Here is a 21,855-nt window from a genome sequence, read left to right as displayed (position 1 = left end):
CGCGCAAGCGCCCTAAGCTGCCGGCATGTCCGCCGATATGCAGACCATTGCCGATGCCCGACAGGCCCTGTCCTCGGGCGATCTCGACCGCGCCGAGGCGCTGGCCGAAACGGCCCGCGCGCAGCCCGCGCTGGCACTCGACGCGATCGAGGTGCTGGCCCTTGCCGCCAAGGCGCGCGGCGCGGACGACCGCCACGAAGCCCTGTTGCGCGAGGCTATCGCCCTCGTTCCCGAGAGCGCCTGGCCGCGCGACGCACTGGCCGAGGAACTGCATGGCACCGGCCGCCTGCATGACGCCGAGACGGTCCAGCGCGAAACGATTGCCGCCCAGCCCGACAACCCCGATGCCCACACGCGCCTCGGCCATATGCTGAGCGAGCGCGACGAACTGGTCGAAGGCACGCACCACCTTTCCGAGGCCATCCGCATCGCCGGACGGCAGCCCCAGTTGCTCGCCGATCTCGGCCGCAATCTTCAGCGTCAGGGGCGGCTCGACGAAGCTGCCCCTCTACTGGAAGAAGCCGTGCAGGCCATGCCCGAAGCGCTGCCGCCGCTGCTCTGGCTGGCGGAGTTGGAGGAACAGGCCGGCCGTTTCGACCGCGCCGGCGCCCTGCTCGGCGGCGCGGAAACACTGGCCCAGCGACAGGGCACCGACCTGACGCTCCAGCGCGTGACGCTGCTTTCGCACACGGTGGACTGGCCGAAAGGCCTCGCCATGCTGGAAGCCGAACCCGAGCCTTCCGGCCCCGCCCTGCTGCTGCGCGGCCGCCTGCGCGACCGGGCCGGGTGTAAGGCCGAGGCATGGGATGATTTCGTCGCGGGCAAGGCCGCGCTCGCCCATGCCGCCAGCCGCAGCTATCCGGCCCGCGCGGTGGGCGAACTCGTCGCGCAATGGCGGGACTTCTTCACGCCCGAGCGCTTCGCCGATTTCCTGCCCGCCTCGCGCCGCAAGGGGGTGCCGCAGCCGGTGTTCATCCTCGGTTTTCCGCGCTCCGGCACCGCGCTGATCGAGCAAGTGGCAGCGAGCCATTCCGAAGTCCGGGCGGGCGGCGAATTGCCCTTCGGCCGCGAGCTGGCGGACAAGGCGGCCTTGTGGACTGCGGGCGCGTTCCCTCGCCACGCCGAGGCCGTAACCGAGGAACAGCGCGACACGCTGGGCGTACAACTGCGCGACCATTACTTCGCGCTTGCCGAACGCCATGGCCTGCTGCGCGATGGCGCCACGCTCTTCACCGACCGGATGGCGCTGAACGAGCTTTACCTGCCGCTGCTGCAACTGGCGTTCCCGCAATCACCGGTCGTGGTGGTGGCCCGCGATCCGCGCGACGTGATGGTCTCGGCGATGGGCCATGACTTCACGCACGGCTTTTCCTGCGGTTACCGGATCGAGGACCTCGCACAGCACTATGCGCGGATGGAGGAACTGACCAGACACTGGCTGGAAAGCTTGCCGGTCCCCGCGCACGAACTGCGTTACGAGCATTTCGTGGCCGATCAGCACGCCCAGACCGCAGAGCTGATGGCGTGGCTGGGGCTCGACATGGAACCGGCGCAGCTTGAATTCCACACCTTCGCCCATCACAGTCCGACGCCCAGCCACGCGCGCATTCGCGAGCCGCTCAGCACCCGGTCGATTGGGCGCTGGACGGGCTACGCGCGGGAACTCAACGATGTGCTGCCGGTGCTGGCCGAGGCCATCGAACGCGGCGGTTATGCAGCCCCCGATGCCGACGCACGCGAGAGCGGGCCGACAATCAACTGAGCCCTTCCGCGCCGCGTGGAACCCTGCGCGCCGCCATGCCCAAAGGCCATCGTTGCCCGTTCCCGCCCTCGGGGAGCGCTCATCCTGCTTGCGCATTAGTAGTACAAACTTAATACCAAAATTTGCCTATCCGCAAAATCCATGATTTTTGGTATTGAAGTGGCATTGTCCTTTGCCGTAGAAAACGGGCCACTGAATGGAGACAAAGGCAATGTTCGTCGATCGCGTCGGCAGGCTTCCGGAGGGGGATACCGCCCCGCTCTACCGGCAATTCGAGCGCCTTTTGCGCCAGGCGATCGAGCATCAGGTCCTCCTGCCGGACGAGGCCCTGCCGCCCGAGCGCGACCTTGCCGCCGCCTACAACCTTTCCCGCGTGACGGTACGCAAGGCGCTCGACGGCCTTGTCGAAGCGCGCATGCTCACGCGCCGTCAGGGGGCCGGCACCTTCGTTGCCCCGCGCGTCGAGAAGAACTTCGCGGCGATCTCCTCGTTCACCGAGGACATGCTGTCGCGAGGCCGCGCGCCGCACAGCAGATGGATCTCGCGCACCGAAGCGGTGGTCTCGCCCGAAGAGGCGATGGCGCTGGGGCTGAGCCCGGGCAGCACGGTCTACCGCTTCACCCGGATCCGTTATGCGGACGGCGTTTCGATGGCGCTGGAATCGGCCACGGTTCCGGCCTCCTCGCTGCCTTCGCCCGATGCCGTAGAGGATTCGCTCTACGATGCGCTGGGCGATGATCGGCCCGTCCGCGTGCTCCAGCGCTTCCGTGCGGTGCTGTTCACCGACGAGCAGGCCGCCCTGCTCAAGATCCCGAAGAATTCGCCGGGCCTCGCCATCGAACGCCGCGGATATAATGCCGAAGGGCGCCCGGTGGAGCTGACCCGGTCGTGGTATCGCGGCGATGCCTATGACTTCGTCGCCGAACTCAACGTGCCACGCGCCGGATAGCAGGACCATGATCGACAATCCTGAAACCACCCTGATGTTCGCCGAGACCGCCGAAGCTGCCGAGGCCGTGGCTCGCCAGCGCGCACGCAACGCGCCTGCCCTTGCCGCGCTGGCCGAAAGTTTGCGCGCGGCCCCACCCCGCGCAGTGGCGACACTGGCGCGCGGCAGCTCTGACAATGCCGCCACGCTCGCCCGCTATCTGGTGGAGACGCAGCTAAGGCTGCTGACCACTTCGGTCGCGCCTTCGGTCAGCTCGGTCTACGATTCGCCACCCGACTATGCCGAGACGCTGATGATCGCGATCTCGCAATCCGGCCGTAGCCCGGACCTGATCGCCGCCGCCGAACATGCCCGCGCGGGCGGCGCGCGTCTGATCTCACTGGTCAACGACGAAGCCTCGCCGCTGGCGACCGATGCCGAAGTGCTGCTGCCGCTCTGCGCGGGGCCGGAGCGTTCGGTTGCGGCGACGAAGTCCTACATCACCAGCATTGCTGGCATTCTCGACCTGATCGCGGCGTGGAGCGAGGACGCGGACCTCACTGCCGCGCTGAGCGCATTGCCGAGCCTGCTCGCGCAGGCGTGGCAGCTTGACTGGACGCCCGCGCTCGAACCGCTGCGCGAGGCGCGCAATCTCTTCGTCGTCGCGCGCGGTCCCGCGTTCGGCGTGGCGCAGGAGATGGCCCTCAAGATCAAGGAAACCTGCGGCTTCCATGCCGAGGCCTTCAGCGCCGCCGAAGTGCGCCATGGACCGATGGCCATCGTCGAGAACGGCTTCCCGGTGATCCTGCTGGGTCAGGACGACGAATCGAACGAAAGCGTCGCCGCCCTCGCCCCGATGTTCGCCGAGCGCGGTGCCACCGTGATCGGCGCGGGCATCGGCCCGAGCATCGGCAAATTTCCCGGCATCACCCTGCCCACGCTAACCGCGCATCCGATGCTCCAACCGGTGCTGGCAGCGCAGAGTTTCTACCGCCTTGCCAACGCCCTTTCGGTCGCGCGCGGCCGCGATCCCGACAGCCCGCCGCATCTCGCGAAAGTGACCCGTACTCTTTGACAGGGCCCGTAGAGGCCGAGGAAAAAGTCCGCGCCCGGAATGAGGCGGTTATCGAGCGTCTTAACCACCGTCCGCCAAGAAGATGCGGCCGCTCAACGGGTTGTATGGTCAACAAAATCAACCTTGCCGCCCCCGTCTTCGAACCGCGCCTCCACTATGTATTTTGATACATTTTTTGTTCTCCCGCAGGGGCAAATGCTCTGCTACAGGGGCGCCGAACTAGATATCGTATATTTTCATAAGATAGACGAAATCCCGGGGGTCTCGCTTGTCCACGTCCGTTTTCCGCCTCGCAACCGCCATTCTGCTGGCAGGCGCGGCGCTTCCTTGTCTCGCTCAGGCGGCGACTCCGGCAGCGGCCCCGTCGCCTGACGCCGGCGCAACGGCCGACGCGCGCTTCAAGGCGATCACCGACAAGGAATGGGCCTGGCGCAGCGAGCAACTGGGTGAGGACGATGACGGCCCGGGCCATTTGCGCGCGCATCTGCCGGACGTCACCCCCAAGACCCAGGCCGCGCGGCTCGCCTACTGGCAGGACGTGCGCAAGCAGGTTGCCGCGATCCCCGCCGACCAGCTTTCGCCCACCGTGCGTATCGACCAGCAAGTCTACCTCGTGCAGATCGATGCGCTGATCGCCCAGCAGCAGTTCCGCGAGTGGGAAAAGCCGCTCAATTCGGACTCCAGCTTCTGGAGCGATCTTGCCAGCGTTGGCCGCCGCACGTTCTCCAGCGAAGACGAATACCGGCGCTACATCGCGCTGATGAACGAATTCCCGCGCTATTTCCACGACCAGATCGCCAACATGCAGGCCGGTCTGGCGCGCGGCTTCACCTCGCCGCATGTCACCTTGTACGGCCGCGACGATTCGATTGCCTCGGTGGCCGACAAGGCGGCCGAGGACACGGCCTACTTCGAGCCGTTCAGGGCCATGCCCGCGACCATTCCCGCCGCGACGCAGGCCGAACTGCGCGAGGCAGGGCTGAAGGCGATCCGGGAATCGGTGATCCCCGCGCACAAGGAACTGCTGGCCTACGTACGCGGCAAGTACATTCCCGGCGCCCGCAAGACGCTCGCCGCCGAGGCCCTGCCCGACGGCAAGGCCTACTACCGCTCGGTCATCAAGGAATACGCGACGACCGACATGAGCCCCGAGCAAATCCATCAGCTCGGCCTGTCGGAAATGGCCAAGATCCGCGCGGAAATGCTGGAGACCATGAAGGAGGCCAAGTTCGACGGCGACTTGCCCGCCTTCCTCGAATTCCTGCGCACCGATCCGCAATTCTACGCCAAGACCCCGCAGGACCTGCTGGACCGCGCCGCCTGGACCGCCAAGGAAGTGGACCGCAAGGTCGGCCGCTTCATCGGCCACCTGCCGCGCCAGCGCTTCGGCATCATCCCCGTGCCGGCGGATATCGCGCCCTTCTACACCGCCGGTCGCGGCGGCCCGGGCGTCTACCTCGTCAACACTTACGACCTGCCGAGCCGCCCGCTCTATTCGCTGCCGGCGCTGACGCTGCACGAATCGGCGCCGGGTCACGCCTTCCAGATGCCGGTCGCCGCCGAGAACAAGGATCAGCCTGACTTCCGCCGGGGAACGTACATCTCGGCCTTCGGCGAAGGCTGGGCGCTCTATTGCGAACGCCTCGGCACCGAGATGGGCATCTATCAGACGCCTTACGAGAAGTTCGGCATGCTGAGCTACCAGGCCTGGCGCGCGGCGCGGCTCGTGGTCGATACCGGCGTCCACCACTATGGCTGGACCCGCGAGCGGGCGCAGCAGTACCTCTACGACAACACCGCGCTCTCCAATCACGAGATCGAGACCGAGGTGGACCGCTACATCGCGTGGCCGGGGCAGGCGCTGTCCTATTACCTCGGCGAAATGGCGATCATGGACGGCCGCCACAAGGCCGAGGCCGCGCTCGGCCCCAAGTTCAACATCCGCGCCTTCCACGACACGGTACTGGCGCTCGGCTCGGTGCCGCTGCCGGTACTGTCCGCGCGGATCGACCAGTTCATCGCCGAAGGCGGCAAGGGTCCCTATCCCGACGAGGAGTCCTGACGATCACGAGAGGGGCGACAGCGATTGCCCCCCGGATCAGAAGAGCCCGACGGGTCGCAAGGAGGGGGCGGGAAACCGCCCCCTCCGTTTATTTAGGGGTTGAGGGTGAGGGTCCGGTCCAGCCGCGATTACCGAAACCCAAGCCTCGACAGTCAAAACGCTCCGTCAGCCCAAAGCACTCCGTCGCCCCCGCGTAGGCGGGGCCCCGCTATCTTTCTCGCCACGCAGCCAAGAAAAGCGGGTCCCCGTCTATGCGGGGACGACGAGGTTTGGGCCAAGGAAACTGCTTTCGATTTATTCCGGCCCGTTCAACCGAACGGCTGATCGATCGACGGCTGCGGCTCGGTGAACCACTTTGCGCCGTTCTCCGTCACGTAGAAGTGGTCTTCCAGACGCACACCGAAACGATCGGGAATGACGATCATCGGCTCGTTTGAGAAGCACATGCCCGGCGCCAGCGGCGTCTTGTCGCCACGCACCAGATAGGCCGGCTCATGGATCGAAAGCCCGATGCCATGCCCGGTGCGATGCGGCAGGCCGGGCAGCTTGTAGTCCGGCCCCAGCCCCGCCTTCTCCAGCACCGCACGCGCCGCGTAGTCGACCAGTTCGCAAGGCTTGCCGGGCTCGACCGCGTCGAAGGCCGCCTGCTGCGCGGTGCGTTCCAGTTCCCAGATCGCACGCTGCTCGTCGTTCGCCTCGCCGTAGACATATGTGCGGGTGATGTCCGAGTGATAACCGGCCACGCGGCAGCCCGTATCGATCAGCACGATCTCGCCCTCATGCAGTTCGCGGTCCCCCGGCAGTCCATGCGGATAGGCACTGGCAAGGCCGAACTGGACAATCACGAAAGCATTGCCGCCGGGCGCACCAATGGCGCGATGAGCCTCGTCGATGAAGCGGGCGACCTCGCTGGCGCGGATGCCGGGACGCAGTATGCTGGCGGCGCGGCGATGCACTTCCAGCGTCATCGACTTGGCCTGCTGCATCAGCGCCAGTTCGGCAGCGGACTTGAACATGCGGCACCCATCGATCACGGGCGCACCGGACACGAGCGTGGCCGACGGTGCATCCTTGGCGATACGGTCGACGAAGAGGTAGCTCATCGCCGGATCGATCGCGAGGCGCGATACGCCCTTCTCACGCAGCGCGGCGGCCAAAAGCGCGGTCGGGCTCTCATCTTCTTCCCAAAGGCGGAAGTCCGCCTCAATCAGCAGACCCGCTTCCAGCGTGCCCAGTTCGAAGCGCGGCGCGATCAGGATCGGCGCGCCATCGACCGGCAGCAGCATCGCCACCAGACGCTCGGATTCACTCCAGGCAAGGCCTGCAAAATAGTTGAGGCTGGCTCCGGCCGTCACAAGCAGCGCCTCGGCACCGATATCGCGCGTCAGGCGGCGGGCCTTTTCAATGCGGGCCATGCGCTCATCCAGCGCGATCGCCGGCGCGGGATCGGCCCAAGGGCGAATTTCCGCCAGCTGCTCGACCGCATTCGATCCGCCGATTGCCTGTGCCACCTAGAACTCCTGTAATGTTGAACCGCCGCGCTAGCACAAAGCCGTTGCTGACACAGATTATATATCGTATACGAATTGTTCCGTCAATTTTCAGGAACACCGCAAGATGCCTTCGACCAAGACGCTCTGGACCGGGGTCTATCCCGCCGCGACCACGCAATTTGCTCCGGACTACTCGGTCGATCACGATGCCACGCAGGCTGTCCAGACCGCGCTCGTGGACGACGGAGTCGACGGCCTGATCCTGCTCGGCACCTGCGGCGAGAACAACTCGCTGGAAGGCGATGAAAAGCGCAAGATCCTGACCGGCGCAGTGGAAGCCGTGGGCGCGCGCGTGCCGCTGGTGGCGGGCGTTTCCGAATTCACCACCGAACGCGCCGTCGCCTACGCCAAGGATGCCGAAAAGATCGGCGTGGACGCGCTGATGCTGCTGCCGGCGATGGTCTACGTGCCCACCACCGAGGAACTGGTCGCCCATTTCCGCACCGTGGCCGAGGCAACCTCGCTGCCGATCATGCTCTACAACAACCCGCCGGCCTACCGCGTGAACGTCAGCGCCGAAGCACTGGAAGCGCTGGCCGACGTGCCGAACATCGTCGCAGTCAAGGAAAGCGCGCCCGACACCCGCCGCTTCACCGACCTCATCAACCGCTTCGGTGACCGTTACTCGGTCATGGCCGGCCTCGACGACGTGGCGCTGGAAGGCATGATGCTGGGCGCGAGTGGCTGGGTCTCGGGCCTCACCAGCGCCTTCCCGCGTGAATCGGTGCGCCTGATCGCCGCCTTCAACGAAGGCAATATAGAGGAGGCCCGCGCGATCTACCGCTGGTTCATGCCGTTGCTACACCTCGATGCCGAGCATGATCTCGTGCAATCGATCAAGCTGGCCGAAACGATCATGGGTCGCGGCACCGAACGCGTCCGCATGCCGCGCCTTCCCCTCTCCGGCAAGCGCCGCGAGGACGTGATCCAGTGGGTCGAAACCTGCAAGGCCACCCGCCCTTGCCCTGACGCCTGATCCGTCAAAAGACTTGAGCGTGCGCGATACCAACGGCGTCGCGCACGCCTCACTTCAAAACCTTCGCGACACACCGAAGTACAGTTCCAGATCCGGGGCATCGCGGTCCAGCCCGACATTCCCGCCCGCATCGAGCTGAAGGTCGTCCGTCGGCTGCCAGCCGAGTGACAAGCCTGAAAGGTGTGCGACACTGTGCCCCTGCGGATCGTGATCCGCCGTGATCTGGTATTCGGCCGTGGCCGTCACGGCTGTGCCGAGTTGCAGGGACGCCCCGATCACCTGACTGAACGCAAAGTGTCGGCCATCGCGGTCCTGGTCCACCGCCGCATCGAACTCGGTCGTCGATGTGAGGCTCCACTTGTCCGAGAGTTCATAGGACAATGGCATCAGCACCCCGGCGCCCCAGTCCCCCGCTCCGGACGGCTGCCCCCCTGTCGGCAGCGATACGTAAGGCATGAGTGCAACCGACAGGCCCGAGCCATCAGGACTGACGAGATTACGCCGCAACGCCAGAGTGACATCCCCCGTACCGCTGCGATGTTGGACCTCCCCGGTCGCCCGATCGCGCGTGCGGGAAAAACCAAGCATGGTCCAACCGACCTGCACCTCGGCATGCTCGGCAATGCCGTAACGGACAAGCAGGTCGCCCACGCCAAAGTCGTCCTCCCGTTCGGCCGAACTCCTGTCGAGCGTCCAGTCCCCAATTCCGAGCTCAACCGAGGCCTGCCCAGGAGAGATAGTACAAGGCGGCGTACCGATACCCGGCCGATCGGGGCAATAAGGACGCCCGTCAGCAAGCGCGGCCGACGGAACAAGGGCAAGACATAGGAAAGCGGCTGCGCGAAAATGCATCACGGGAGTCTCTCGAAGGATTACAAGCGCATATATCGCCGCATTCTAGCCAGTTCCCCAGCGCTTTGTCTCGGCGGCAACACTGCGTCGCCACAGATGCCGTCCAGCGACAGATAGTGCAATGGCGAGAACCCCTCACATGCCCGCTAACGCGGACGCCTGATTTCATGAATCCTTGAAATAGCCCTCTGGCGCAGCGCGGGAGGGATTATAAGTATTGTTAAATACATTTTTTAATACAAAATCTTATTCCAACAATCACTTACAGCCGCCACGCCCTTACCCACACGAACAAAAATCATAAAATTGGTGACACTGTTCGCTCTATTTTATGGACGCCGAGGGCCTTGTCCATAGGTAATTTTCAATTTCGTCCATCCTATTGCATCCATGCAAATCCACACCCGTCTAGATATATAACGGACACCTCCAAGAACCGACTGTTCGGGCGTGATGGGGCACAGATTGGGGAACAAGGCCATCTAGGCCTTTCCCATTCGGTAAGTTTTGGCGGTTCGGGAAAGGCTTTTGACGCCAACTCGAAGCCGTTTCCCTGTCGGCCTAGCGCAGTGGCCTGCGGCGCAGCGACCAGCTTCGCGCAAAACCTCGAAGTCCACGACAGCGCCAGGGCGATCCAGTGGGTCGCCCGCAGCGCTCAATGCCAGCATCGCCCGAAAGATCGAACAAATCCGGATGCCCAACCATCCCCTACCTCCGCCCTCGCGCTCCGGAAGTGAAACACCACACGCCACCAGAGCCTACCGGCTTTTCGAGGTGTCCAGCTTCTTCGCCAGTGCGACCTTCAAACTCAACTACGTTCCATCTTCGGGCGGCAATGGCTGTGGGGGCTGCAATCCATCAACCATCAACAACAGACCGCTCCAGAAGGTGTGGTCGGCGTTAAGCGCACTCTAAGAGCAAGTCCCCTCAACTAGGTGACAAGCCCGACCTGCCAGAAGGCGGACCAAGGCCTCTGCAGTCCATTCGCACTGAGGTGAGGAAAATGATCCACATTTAGCAAATGTGGCCCAAATAATAACCTCACCCCGACCTCATTTTGATCCATTAAATTGGGTTATTTTCTTTGCCACAGACAATGGTATGATTGCGGTTGCTAGTGTTCTAGCCACTCCGAGAACAGAATTAATTTCAAAAATATTAAAATACTTAACTTGAGCCCGCAACCTCGCCATTATTTGTTTTTTTCTCCTGCTATTTGATATCCCATTCGGATCATCAACGTATTTTATCAAAACTTCGTCGAGAGACCGCACCTTCGACAAGCTCGCCATCCTCAAAGCCAGCTCGTAATCTTCCGCACCACAGTACGCCCGATCATATCCGCCAAATAGATCTAGAGAATCAGTCCGCATAAAGAACGTAGAGTGTTTGAAAGCCGCGTTAAAATACAACACGTCTTTCACATCGCCGATTCTATCACCATGAACAAATAGAAAGTTATCAAATTTATCAACAACCCTCGACGCCCCACCTAGAAGTGAGACATCGAGATTTTCTTCCATGAACTCGAATTGACGCTTAACTCTATCGGAAGCAGAGGCATCACCAACATCCAGGCGGCATATATATTTATATTTATTCCGCACGGCGTAATCGGTTCCCGCGATCAACGCACCGGTTATCCCTTGATTTTGTGGCAGCCTCAGAACTTTCACGAAATCAACCTGATCGGCATGCAATTCGATCGGCTCAGGAGAGCCATCATCGATAACGCAAATATCGACAACAGTTGATTGATTCAACATAGAAGCAATAGTCTGAAACAAATCTGATTTTGACGGCCTATATGCAGGAATCAAACAGACAATATCTGAATTCATTTTCACGGCCTTTCACGCAAGGCTTCCTGGTAAACTTCATCAAGCTGAGCAAACATACGGTCAGAGGCATACTCTGCCTCGAATACGGCCCTAGCCCCCCGCCCGAGCTCAGCAATATCACTATTCGATACTTTTATGATACCATCTCGAAGTGAATTAGCATTATCCGGTTCAACTATTACACCGGTCATACCATCTCTAATACATTCGTTTAATCCGCCCACATCGGTGCCAACGAGAGGCCTCCCCGCTCGCATCGCCTCAAGCGCAACGAGCGGCATACCTTCCCACCTTGATGGCATTACAACAATGTCAGAAGACGACATAATCCTTCTCACCTCATCCGGGCTCTGCCATTTCAAATGAGTAACGCTAGAAGGAATTTCTATATTGGAACCCGAACCAACGACAGAGTCACCGATAAGAGTAAGATGAAATTCATCTTCAGGGAGGTTTCCATAGGCATCCATCAAGATGTCTAGCCCCTTTTGTTTGTCAAATCTACCAACAAACAGAAGTTTGATTTTCTCTTCGTTCGGGAAGGCGGGAAGCCATCCCGTCATTCTAATTCCATTTTTAATCAGACGACATTTGGAGATATCGATTCCCGCGTTTTTTGCACGCTGCTGCTCCGCGTCCGAAATGGTAATTATAGAATCGGCTTTATGCGCCAAAAGTCTTTCGACCACCTTGTAGGCCTGACGAAAAATCCAAGGGTGCGATTTTGCGGCGAATGCCCACCCATGCGGGCAATATATTATGGCCGAATCAACCGTTCCTAGAAATAATCGACCGATTATACCCGCAAATGTACTGTGCAGGTGAATCACATCGAATTCACTACACCTGATGACTTCTCTAAATTTTGAATACGCGCCAAGTATTCCTCGAATGTTTCGAGCCGAATACCTAAACCCATGTCGAATCAAACGCCCCTCTCTCACATGGTCCATGTGAGAATCCGGACACAGCAAATGAACTTCATGCGAGGCATCGCACTGCAGACGAGCTAGCTCATCTATATATGTCGCTGGACCACCCGGAAGCGTTTCCGCAAAATGGAGTATTCTCATCATTATCTCTTATATTTTGCGACCACAATTGATTGAGTTTAGCGCACTAAATACAATGAAATCCCTCTAATTCTTGAGAACTTCATGTAGTTTTTGATAGTTTTTACGCGAACGCAGGAGAACGTCTGGAAGTGCTTTCTTCACCACATTTCGCAAGCGAGGCAAATCTGTGACGAATCTGTCTATGGCATCCTCCATCATTCCAACCTCGAGCGCACGTGAAGCGCTGATCAGCATTTCCTCGGGCAGATCGAAATGGCTAAACAGGCCCTCAAATTTGTCTTGGTAGGTCACACAAAGAACGGGCACGCCTTTGCCTAGTGCGCCGATAGCAAGGTGCATCCGCCCGGTGACCACCCCGTCGAGAATGCCAGCGATTGATTTGAGATCCGCCGCATTGCATTCGGCGGCATCGACTAGCATAAGGTTGCCCGCTTGCTCTGCCTCCAGCGCATCAAAAACTGCCTGTAATACAACAAGATCACCCACGCTTCCCCTGCGGTCATGGGGAATTAGGACCCAAGATATCCTATGCTTTTTGATACCGAAGCGCAGTGACGAAACGCTCTCTGCGATAAGCTGGCGGACCAGCAGAGGGTCCTCCTTGACCAGCATCGGGTGCAAATTGAAGCCCAGCACGCACCGCCCATTCAACCGTTGGTTAGCGACCCAATCACTGACGTCTGAACGCGGTGTAGTCGCATGCATCATGAATGCACTATCCGCAACGAGCAGCGGCTCCGCCCCTGTGAACGCCGCAAACCTTTCCAACGAAGGTTGATCCCGCAGACACAGAGTCACGTCCGGAGAAATCGCGCCAATTGCTTCAATGAGTTCGGGTCGCGGATGCTTGTTGAAGCTTGAACCAAGGATTGTCGTAGCGACACCCGCGCGCGAAGCGATATCGGCTGAATATATCATGCGCCCAGGCACTAGGACGCCGTACACTCCGTCGATAATATCGGCCCCATTGCCAACCATGGCTCCAATCCTCTCTTCGCGCAGCATGGTGCAGAATCTCGAGAGGAATTTGTCACATCGCCATAGGTCAATCGGCTTAACGCCCATCCTGCGAGCGATACCAGCAGCCTTGTCGCCGCAAACGATAATACAAATATGAGCGGAAGGGTCAGCTTCTCGCGCTTGCTGGATTGAAGCGGTGATCATCGCTTCGTCGCCAACCGAGCCAATTAGTTCCACGGGATCGCCTGGGAAAATCAGCAATCCCTTCCCCTGCACGGCTTCTTCGCCTGGCGCGACCGAGGAATGCATGGACAACCACTCGTCGCGAAGGGACACGAATCCACGCTTATCCGTCACTTCATTGACATATCCCCGCAGGCGACGCGGCGTCACTCGCTTCACCAAGCCCTTAAAGCTCATGATTTGCTTCCTTGTAGCCGCTTGAGGACAAATTCATACACCAACCTAATTTGCGGCCGACCAAGGACCAAAACGACAGGGAAATAGACGATCGCAAATAGCCCACCGAGTATCATTCCCTTTGAAAGCGCTGCCGTGATGCCATGCAACTCAAGGAAGGGACGCGTCAGCGAGACAGCTCGGTCCGCAAGCCCGCCGCCGATCGCTACCGGCAAAAGATCGCGGATCAGACGGCTGATAGGAGCGCCCAGTTCCCTTGATGTGATGTAGAAAGCCACTGGAGAAGCCAGCAGCTGCATCGCAGCGAAAACCTGAACCAACTGATAAAGCGATTTGTGCGGCAGCAAAACCAAGCCACCAATGGTGACGGAGAATTTGAACACCGCGATAATTAACACTCGTTCCGATCGACCCCGCGCGCTTAAATAGGGGCGACTGAGGAATTGGACCACGAATATCGCGCCAAGCAAAAAAAGCGGCCTCATAATGACGCCGACACCATCCCATTTAGAACCAAATACAAAACTTGTTATTTCTAACGAGATAGAGGCACATAAAATGAATATTGGAGAAAGTAGATTCGAGGCAATAATTGTCGACATCCGGTAAATTGTAGCCAAGCGCTCTCGTTCGTCTGATATTTTGGACAACACTGAGAGCGAAACGTCGCTTAGCGCGGCCTGCAACATATCGAGCATCGTCTGGCTGAGCCTAGAGCCAGCAGCGTAGAGCCCGTAGGAGTGCACGCCGTAGCGCCCAATAGTGATGATTTCCACCAGGCGTGTTGATCCAAAATCCAGCACACGCATAACTAGGATTGAAACGCCAAACCTTACGAGCTCGATAAATGTATTTAGTCTTAGCTCCAGGCCGGGTCGCCAATAAGGACGCGCCCACATCCACACGAGACCAACGATCGTCGCGGTGTATTGCTGCGCTACGAGAGCCCAAACACCGTACCCAGCGACCGCCATCGTTATCGAGATAACTCCGGAGACGCAGTTGGCCACCAAGACTCGAGCCGCCAACCGCTGGAAAGCTAGATGACGCTTATACTGCATCTCCTGGAACAATGAGACCGTCGTTATCGGAGTCAGCAAGGCCAGCGCGACGATCACCGGCCTCGCCCCCTCCACGTGAACCCAAGCCTCTAGCCACGCAGAAAACGTTACGACCAATCCAGCCATTATCGAGGACAACGCGAGCGAAAAATAGAATGGCAGATTCACATCCGCGTCTTCTAGTTCAGGGCGCTGGATAATCGCGTCAGTAAATCCGAATTCTGCGATTAGGGTAATGATAAGTACAATAATAGCTGCAGCCGAAGCGATGCCAAACTGCATAGGGTCCAGCAAGCGCGCCAAAACCACAAACAGTACGAAGGTTACTACTCGCCCACCCCAGTTCTGAACTACGGACCAAAATAGGCCGTGCATGGCCATGCCACCCACGGAACCATCATTCTTCAAGATTTTCATAGAAATCGGACGCGCGCGCAAAAATTTTGACCTTTATCTCTGCGGCGCTCCGAGACTGCTCCGCCGAGCGAAGGGCCCATTTCAGAATGCCGCACGTAAAGCGAACTAGGAGGTTGTCAATCCAGAGCGTGTCCAGCCTACAAACCCATGAAAATCTATGCCTTATGAGATGATGCGGTGGATCGACGCGACACACCGAGCAACGGAGAGCGCCTAAGCAGTTGGCGTCATTAGAGAGTCCGCCCCCGAAACGTGCGGCAGCCCGGTCCCGCAGCCGATCGATGCTCAGCACATACAGTAGCCTTCTCGGACGGATACCTGCAAAACGTGACCGGAAATGACGCGGAACATGCCGACATTTTCATGGCAGGACGCTCTCGATGGATTCACTCCCGCAAGGCCTCACGGTTGCATTTCAGCGGACACGCGCAACCAGCTTCGGGAGCGGCTGCGGCCCAAGTTCGCACTGCGACAGGACAGGAGATACCAAGCGGACCCTCCCCGAGTTTGACATGGAGGCAGTGCAGCGGACGGCAGGCGTTGCGAAGCGCGCCTCATCCGTTTTGCGCGCCCCATAATCGAGAGCCCCTCCTATGATCGAGATATGGCATGATCAATTTGTTCGGTCGGAGCATGATCTGTAGGGATTACAAAATCTCGGTACACCCCATGCGTGCCAAGCCTCATCTTCTGGCACTTGATTATTCCCTCAATCTGCAACCCATCAAAACCGATGCATTATGAGCAAGGCCGAGCCAGGCGATTCAATCAAGGAAGATCAGAGTTCGACATTTCGTAAATCCTTGTCCATCACGACCGCCAGATCGCGAAGGAGAGAATTTGACGCCCCTCACACACCTCCCATAGCTTACCCCCCAACCAGGAAACCTGATGAAATGTACTCAGCTTGCGAAATACTCCTTAGACTTATTATATACTCGCTTCCGTTTAGTGGACTAAAGACATCCGTTGGACTTGGCGAGGTCCAAGGAGAGGCAAGTTTTTATGTATCTTTCGTGTACATTTTATTCATTTTCATGCTTTTTCTTAAAAGCAAACAACTGGACACCATTCCAGCCAAATCTTATATTAAGCTACAGTCACCTTATATTATTATTATAATTTTTAGTTTCGCATTAAATTCCGGCATCATATTTTCAAATTATCATGCGGGAAAAACAGGGTTGAGTAGATACTTCTTATCTTCAGCAACTTTTATTTATTATGTTTTGTTGGGATGTTGCATAACTTGGCACGCTAGGCACATCGGCGTTTCTAGATTTACGTCTTTGATAGCATCAACATTCAGAAATTTGGGTTGGTTCCTTGTCGCGATCTCAATAATCGGCGTTATCGGCTGGTTCGCTCCAGCAGCAGAAGCTCCGCTCGTTGCATTGCGAACTCTCCTGTATCCTCGGCCAGAATCGGTCATTTTCCGCTTGTCCGGCGTCTCTGGTGAACCATCATTCCACGCGTTCACTATGCTCGCGTGCGTTCCATGGACCCTGCGCATCTCCCGCAAGGACTCTGGCGCACCCTTTCTGTTTACCGCGCTAGCCCTGTGCTGCACCCTTTCGGGCTCAAGGAGCGCCTATGTCGGCATCGTGCTCGCCATGCTTTTCTGGGCCCTGATTGCCGTTGGTGGTAAAGAGAGGCGTATTCTTTCCACAGCCCTCCCGACGAGCGTAGCATTAATTTGCGCTGTCGGAATATATATCCCGGTTTATGCCTTTAAACGACTCGCTTTTACAGCTTCTGTTTCGGATGTCACGAGATCGTATCTGTCATCCATGGCAGTTGAGGCAGGAAATGCGAACTTTTTTGGCCAAGGATTTGGGCAAGTCGCCTTTTACATAATGAAACACCCGTCTCTTATGTTCAAGGAAAGCTGGGAACTCGTCTCCTACTACAAGGGAAGCTGGTACGGAGATCTTCCTCCAATATTTTCATGGTACACACGTACACTCGGTGAGTTCGGCTGGCTTGGATTCTCTCTACTTCTCATATTTTTGTTCGGATCAGCTACACGTATCATAACGGTATCAAGAAGAACCCTCCCTTATGATTTAAAACTTCTGTCTACAATTGGAGGTGTTTCTTTTTCTCAATTCCTAGCGTCCTCATTTTCGATCGATAGTGTAAGAGTCGTTTCCTACTGGCTAACTTGGTCGATCTTAACGTTGCTTTGGATGGAGAAACGATACCCAACAACAGCCAAAAGAAATCACAATCACCATCATATTGACCCCGTCCCGGAAAATGCCTCCAGCGGAATTGCGAGAAATCTGACAAAATCGAAGCCGAGCCGAGCTCGAGATTTTGTATGAAGAAGTCGAGGTTCCCAGGCTAGCAGATCGCGTTTACGCTGCGCCAGATGGAGGCCCGCGCACCGATCGCCGAGACGTGCCCGGAGACGGGCATGTCCGATGCGTCCTACTCATGCCGGAAGCAGCTGTACGGAGAATTGGGTCCATCGGAGCTGCGCAAGATTCACCAGCTTGGAGAAGAGAACCAAAAGCTGAAGCGCCTCGTGGCGGATTTGTCGCTGGATAAGGCCATGCTCCGGGAGGTGCTGGCAAACGAAGGGAAGCGTCTGGTCGACTGCGCGAGATCGTCCACCGGGTGCAGGATCGTTGTCGGGTAAGTGAGCGGTGCAGTTGTGCCGCTCTCCGGTTCGACCGCAAGACGCACCGCTATCGATCGATCCGAAGCGACCAGCCGCCACTCAGAAAGAGGGGCAAGGAAATCGCGGCGACCCGCGTCCGCTGTGGGCATCGCCGTATCTACGTACTGCTTCAGCGCGAAGGCTGGCCGGTCAATATAAAGCGGGTGCACCGACTTCATCGTCTGGAAGGCCTTAAATTGGGCGAAAAGACCCCGCCGGCATGCCTTGGCCGCTCAGCAGGCGGAACGGCCCTTACCTTCGCGCAGGACCTAGATCTGGAGGGATGGACTTCGTGTCCGACGCCCTAATCGACGTTAAGCGCTTCCGCGCATTGACCGTTGTCGATGCCTACACCCGCGATTGCCTGACAATCCATCTCGACCAATCGATCAAGTGTGAATAGGTGGTCGCCGCCGCAGAGCAAGGGGGCGTTCGTCTGGCACCCAGACTTCCGGCAGCAATCCGGTTGAATAGAGCTTCGCCAGCACAGCGGCATCAATCGCACCTGTCTTGATCTTGGCGTGAGCGATCATCCACACCTACTTAGGGTTGGCGATTAGGACGCGGCCGACATGAGGTGTCAGAACCTCTGCAACAGCCGCAGCGTTGCCAGTGGCCTCGACGATCACGTGGTCATCGTGCGTCAGTTCCTTCCGGGCAAAGGCTTCAAGGCTGTATAGAGCCATGGGGATACGCTCCATGCGGTGGAATTGCCCATCCAGCAATGAGACGACGTCGGCCGCAACTCGGTGGATGTCCATTCCAATAATGCGCGTCTCCCCCTCCATGGTCGGTGCGAAAGGGGGCTGCGGGCAACACGACAATTACGGATCCGCGCTCGCAGCGCATCAACGGGCACCGAACTTTCCCCAGATGTGGGCGCCCAAAATTCCCTAGGTTGGCGGTTAGGGATGGTGCGGTGATCAGCCGTATTCGAGATCGGTTTTTCCCTTCATCGGTGGTCGGCCGCGCCGCTTTTGCGGCGGTGGATTGAACGCGGCGCCGTTGCCCACATTTTCGGGCACGAGCGCCGCGTGCTCGCGCATGCGATAGCTGAAACCCTCGATCTGAATGACGACGGCGTGGAGGACGGACTTAACGGGCCCCGACCTCAGACATCCTTAGGATCCATGACACCAGCCGAATTTGTTTCATGGCCGGGGTCACCCCCGGGCCGATGAAATACCGGATCTCTCGTTCTGGCCGGTGGCAGAACTGGGACAGGATCAGGTGTGGCCGTCAAGCAAGCAGATGGCAGGAAGGGAGCGACTGTCCCTCCTGTGCGCGCTCCGCCCCTGCCATCAGTCCCTCACGCTGGTTGCGACTACCGATCGAACCACGGCCGGCTGAAAAAGCGGCCGCGTTCGAAGCCGCGCACCAAAACTGGACACCTCGAAAAACCGCTGGCGCCTAGCGGCTTGAGCTGATTCACTGCCTTTGCACGACGGTGGAGGCGATGGTGGCGGGACAGCCGAGTTTCTTCGATCTTTCGGACCGATACGAGGCGTTGAGCGCGGCAGGCGATCCGCTTGAACGGCTTGCGGCTGTGGTCGACTTCGAGGTTTTCCGCGGCCCGTTGGTAGCAGCACTGCGGCGGAGTGTCCGCGGCAAGGGCGGCAGGCCGCCGTTCGATCCGGTCCTCATGTTCAAGATCCTGGTGCTGCAGGCGCTCTACTCGCTGTCTGACGAGGCCACCGAGTTCCAGATCAAGGATCGCTTGTCGTTCCAGCGCTTCCTAGGGCTCGGGCTCGACGGCACGGTGCCGGACGCAACGACGGTGTGGTTGTTCCGCGAGAGGTTGGTCAAGGCCAAGGCGATCGACAGGCTGTTCGCTCGCTTCGATGCCGCGCTCACCGAGCGGGGCTATCTCGCCATGGGTGGGCAGATCATCGACGCCACGGTCGTGCCGGCACCCAAGCAGAGGAACACCGAGGCCGAGAAGATGGCGATCAAGGAAGGCAGAGTGCCCGAAGACTGGAAGCCGGCCAAGGTCAGGCAGAAGGATCGCGATGCGCGCTGGAGCGTCAAGTACACCAAGGCCAAGGTGAAGGAGGGCGCCGATCCCAAGGCGCCGAAGCCAGTCGACCTCGCTATCCCGATGTTCGGTTACAAGAATCACATCGGCATCGACCGCGCTCATGGTCTCATCCGCACCTGGGACGCGAGCGCCGCCAATGCCCACGACGGCGCGCGACTGCCCGAGGTGGTCAGCAAGGACAACACCGGCTCGGGCGTGTGGGCCGACACCGCCTACCGGTCCAAGAAGAACGAGGCCTTCCTCGCCAAGGGCATGTTCACCAGCCACATCCATCAGAAGAAGCCGCCACGCCGGCCGATGCCCGAGCGCATCGCCAGGGCCAATGCGAAGCGCTCCGCCGTGCGCTCAGCAGTCGAGCACGTGTTTGCCGGCCAGAAACACCGCATGCGGCTTGTCGTTCGCACCATCGGCATCGCCCGCGCCCGCATCAAAATCGGAATGGCGAACCTCGCCTATAATTTCCAACGCCTCGCCTGGCTTGAGGGGCGAACTGCGCCCGCGTGACGCCGGAAACCAGCCTTCCGGCCGCCCATCACCCGAAAATCAGAAGATCAGGAGCAGGAAACTGAGGTCCACCGTCCCCTCCCGCGCGGTCACGTCAAAATCATGCCGAATTCAGACGGTTCTTCGAGGCGTCCAACTCGTCACAGGGTCGAATGCCAGGCGACGCTGCACGCGAATGCGACCCTACATTGCGGTCGCAGACTTCAGGCGCATCCAACCAAACGAGTCATTACGCAAGCGAGGTGCTTTTTGAAGGATTGGACAAGCCGTTTGCGACCCTCCTTCCAAGCCGATTAAATGGCTGCTCAACATACGTGAACAAGGCCCATGATGAAAACATAATAAGGGGGAAAGATAAAAATGTTATCCCAGCCACGGAAGCCTGACTGGCTCCGGGATTTGCCAAAGCGAAAGACCCAACTATTATTGAAAATACAGGAATATGGATCAAATATGTCGAATATGACCAAGAACCCACTTTCGACATAATGCGACTTTTAAAAAGGACATTAACCGATCCATTAATAAAAGCATTATCGAATTTTATAAGTCCCCATTCCGTCATAGCGAGGGTTACGAAAACTATCCAAATTGCTGCCTCGACGGGCCCCGCCAAGGTGGCCACTGCGATAGCGAGCACAATTAACGACTCTGCCCCAGCCTTTTTCATCTGAGGATCGCCAAGCAGGATTCTGCTTAATATGCCAATCAGGAAGTATTGGAAAGCTAACGGAAGGAAAGAGGGGAAACTCCATTTTCCAATTATCCCGAACTTCGTAATTGCAAGCAAAGCAATCATTCCGAGAGCGGTCGTCAACATCACCTTACTTCGACGAGAAAGCAAGAAAATCAACAGAGGGGCCACAATATAAAACTGCCACTCCAACGACAAACTCCAAGCCGGAGACAAAAATGTCGTAGACGAATAAGGGAGAACGCTGTCTGGAAAAATTCCGTGAATCATCAACAGGTGGAGCATTAAATATTCAGTGAAATGCCCATGCTCCAGGCCCGCCCGTTCGAGGCGCATCTCACTTCCCGCGACCCAAGGCAATGAATACGCGGAAATATATAATCTTGAGACTGCAATAGCCAGAAACAGACAAAACAGATATGCCGGAAACAACCGAAATATTCTCCGAGTCATATAGGGAATATACGGCTCTTTTTTAGATAAAACCAAATGAGTTATAACAAATCCGCTGACAATTATAAAAACATTTACAGCTATCCCAGCCCTCTCCAAAATCTCTGTGAGAAATATAGGAAGAAATCTTCCACCCCCTACCAAGTGACACGCGTGACCCACCACAACCCACCATGCCATGTAGCCACGCAAACTCTCAATGGACGTGAAATTCTTCATTATCGTTCCTACGAATTTCTCGATATATTCCGGTCCGGGAGACCCAAAATTGGAGAACGCGATACCGGCGCTTTATTCACGGCTCCACCCCTAAAATCAGCCCAAAATGCGCGAATGCGCATCCTGACACGGCACCACCCCAACACGGTCCAACTGGCCACAGGATTCACCTATGACCAATGGACAAGCGCGCTGATGCGACAAATCCCGCCTCAGCGGGATTTGAAAGCTGGCACTAATCTGGCCAAAGCCCATTGTCGAAGGCGATTTTGCAGCATCGCAACCCATCGACGCCTCAC

At 58.2% G+C, this 21,855-nt stretch carries 16 protein-coding genes and 2 pseudogenes; 9 read left to right on the top strand and 9 right to left on the bottom strand.

Going from position 1 to position 21,855, the window contains the following annotated elements; genetic code table 11:
• The first annotated feature begins 25 nt into the window (after positions 1-25).
• The 4 genes from AC1VVM_RS06340 to AC1VVM_RS06325 all read left to right on the top strand — a co-directional run bounded on the left by AC1VVM_RS06340 (position 26) and on the right by AC1VVM_RS06325 (position 5,827).
• The gene (locus tag AC1VVM_RS06340; RefSeq protein ID WP_482956149.1) at positions 26-1,762 is read left to right on the top strand and encodes a sulfotransferase family protein; all 1,737 of its coding nucleotides are present in this window, start codon (positions 26-28) and stop codon (positions 1,760-1,762) included.
• 211 nt (positions 1,763-1,973) lie between these two features.
• The gene (locus AC1VVM_RS06335; RefSeq protein WP_482956148.1) at positions 1,974-2,711 is read left to right on the top strand and encodes a GntR family transcriptional regulator; all 738 of its coding nucleotides are present in this window, start codon (positions 1,974-1,976) and stop codon (positions 2,709-2,711) included.
• Between the two features lie 7 nt (positions 2,712-2,718).
• Positions 2,719-3,765: an SIS domain-containing protein gene (locus tag AC1VVM_RS06330; protein ID WP_482956147.1), complete on the top strand. Its 1,047-nt coding sequence runs from the start codon at positions 2,719-2,721 to the stop codon at positions 3,763-3,765.
• Between the two features lie 268 nt (positions 3,766-4,033).
• Positions 4,034-5,827, top strand: a complete 1,794-nt coding sequence (locus tag AC1VVM_RS06325; protein ID WP_482903250.1) for a DUF885 domain-containing protein — start codon at positions 4,034-4,036, stop codon at positions 5,825-5,827.
• A gap of 308 nt (positions 5,828-6,135) precedes the next feature.
• Here the strand turns inward: AC1VVM_RS06325 and AC1VVM_RS06320 are convergent, their stop codons facing one another.
• Positions 6,136-7,338 carry a M24 family metallopeptidase gene (locus tag AC1VVM_RS06320; protein ID WP_482903249.1) on the bottom strand — a complete coding sequence of 401 codons (1,203 nt, stop codon included), beginning with the start codon at positions 7,336-7,338 and terminating at the stop codon, positions 6,136-6,138.
• Positions 7,339-7,444: 106 nt separating this feature from the next.
• On the opposite strand from AC1VVM_RS06320, the gene AC1VVM_RS06315 reads away from it, so the two are divergent.
• Positions 7,445-8,356 (top strand): dihydrodipicolinate synthase family protein, encoded by a 912-nt coding sequence (locus AC1VVM_RS06315; protein WP_132388662.1) that lies wholly within the window; start codon positions 7,445-7,447, stop codon positions 8,354-8,356.
• Positions 8,357-8,410: 54 nt separating this feature from the next.
• Here AC1VVM_RS06315 and AC1VVM_RS06310 read toward each other — a convergent pair whose 3' ends face one another.
• From AC1VVM_RS06310 to AC1VVM_RS06290, 5 genes are all read right to left on the bottom strand, one after another.
• Entirely contained in the window at positions 8,411-9,208 is a 798-nt protein-coding gene (locus AC1VVM_RS06310) for a transporter (protein WP_482905157.1), read from the bottom strand.
• Between the two features lie 1,052 nt (positions 9,209-10,260).
• Positions 10,261-11,049 (bottom strand): glycosyltransferase family 2 protein, encoded by a 789-nt coding sequence (locus AC1VVM_RS06305; protein WP_482956146.1) that lies wholly within the window; start codon positions 11,047-11,049, stop codon positions 10,261-10,263.
• Positions 11,050-11,051: 2 nt separating this feature from the next.
• Positions 11,052-12,125, bottom strand: a complete 1,074-nt coding sequence (locus AC1VVM_RS06300) for a glycosyltransferase (RefSeq protein ID WP_482956145.1) — start codon at positions 12,123-12,125, stop codon at positions 11,052-11,054.
• Between the two features lie 63 nt (positions 12,126-12,188).
• Positions 12,189-13,505 carry a polysaccharide pyruvyl transferase family protein gene (locus AC1VVM_RS06295; RefSeq protein ID WP_482956144.1) on the bottom strand — a complete coding sequence of 439 codons (1,317 nt, stop codon included), beginning with the start codon at positions 13,503-13,505 and terminating at the stop codon, positions 12,189-12,191.
• Complete coding sequence (locus tag AC1VVM_RS06290) at positions 13,502-14,983, bottom strand: oligosaccharide flippase family protein (RefSeq protein WP_482956143.1); 1,482 nt, start codon at positions 14,981-14,983, stop codon at positions 13,502-13,504. Before AC1VVM_RS06290 ends, AC1VVM_RS06295 begins: the two co-directional genes overlap by 4 nt.
• A 1,016-nt stretch (positions 14,984-15,999) precedes the next feature.
• On the opposite strand from AC1VVM_RS06290, the gene AC1VVM_RS06285 reads away from it, so the two are divergent.
• The 3 genes from AC1VVM_RS06285 to AC1VVM_RS06275 are packed head-to-tail and all read left to right on the top strand — an operon-like array spanning position 16,000 to position 17,956.
• A complete protein-coding gene (locus AC1VVM_RS06285) occupies positions 16,000-17,310 on the top strand; it encodes an O-antigen ligase family protein (RefSeq protein WP_482956142.1) in 1,311 nt (436 codons plus the stop codon).
• 47 nt (positions 17,311-17,357) lie between these two features.
• Entirely contained in the window at positions 17,358-17,627 is a 270-nt protein-coding gene (locus AC1VVM_RS06280) for a hypothetical protein (protein WP_482956141.1), read from the top strand.
• A complete protein-coding gene (locus tag AC1VVM_RS06275; RefSeq protein WP_482956140.1) occupies positions 17,606-17,956 on the top strand; it encodes an IS3 family transposase in 351 nt (116 codons plus the stop codon). Before AC1VVM_RS06280 ends, AC1VVM_RS06275 begins: the two co-directional genes overlap by 22 nt.
• 99 nt (positions 17,957-18,055) lie before the next feature.
• Here AC1VVM_RS06275 and AC1VVM_RS06270 read toward each other — a convergent pair.
• Positions 18,056-18,436 (bottom strand): annotated as a pseudogene (locus tag AC1VVM_RS06270) (IS110 family transposase); the annotation flags it as partial.
• A 135-nt stretch (positions 18,437-18,571) separates the two neighbouring features.
• Positions 18,572-18,733: pseudogene (locus AC1VVM_RS06265) on the bottom strand (AAA family ATPase); the annotation flags it as partial.
• Positions 18,734-19,107: 374 nt separating this feature from the next.
• Between AC1VVM_RS06265 and AC1VVM_RS06260 the strand changes: the two are divergent.
• Positions 19,108-20,190 carry an IS5 family transposase gene (locus AC1VVM_RS06260; protein WP_482956139.1) on the top strand — a complete coding sequence of 361 codons (1,083 nt, stop codon included), beginning with the start codon at positions 19,108-19,110 and terminating at the stop codon, positions 20,188-20,190.
• Positions 20,191-20,419: 229 nt separating this feature from the next.
• On the opposite strand, the gene AC1VVM_RS06255 is transcribed toward AC1VVM_RS06260, so the two are convergent.
• Positions 20,420-21,556: an acyltransferase family protein gene (locus tag AC1VVM_RS06255; RefSeq protein ID WP_482956138.1), complete on the bottom strand. Its 1,137-nt coding sequence runs from the start codon at positions 21,554-21,556 to the stop codon at positions 20,420-20,422.
• Between the last annotated feature and the right edge of the window lie 299 nt (positions 21,557-21,855).

Source organism: Novosphingobium sp. BL-S-33 (genome assembly GCF_056857025.1).
Note: the sequence above shows the minus strand (reverse complement) of the source record. Positions and strands in the feature narration are given on the sequence as shown.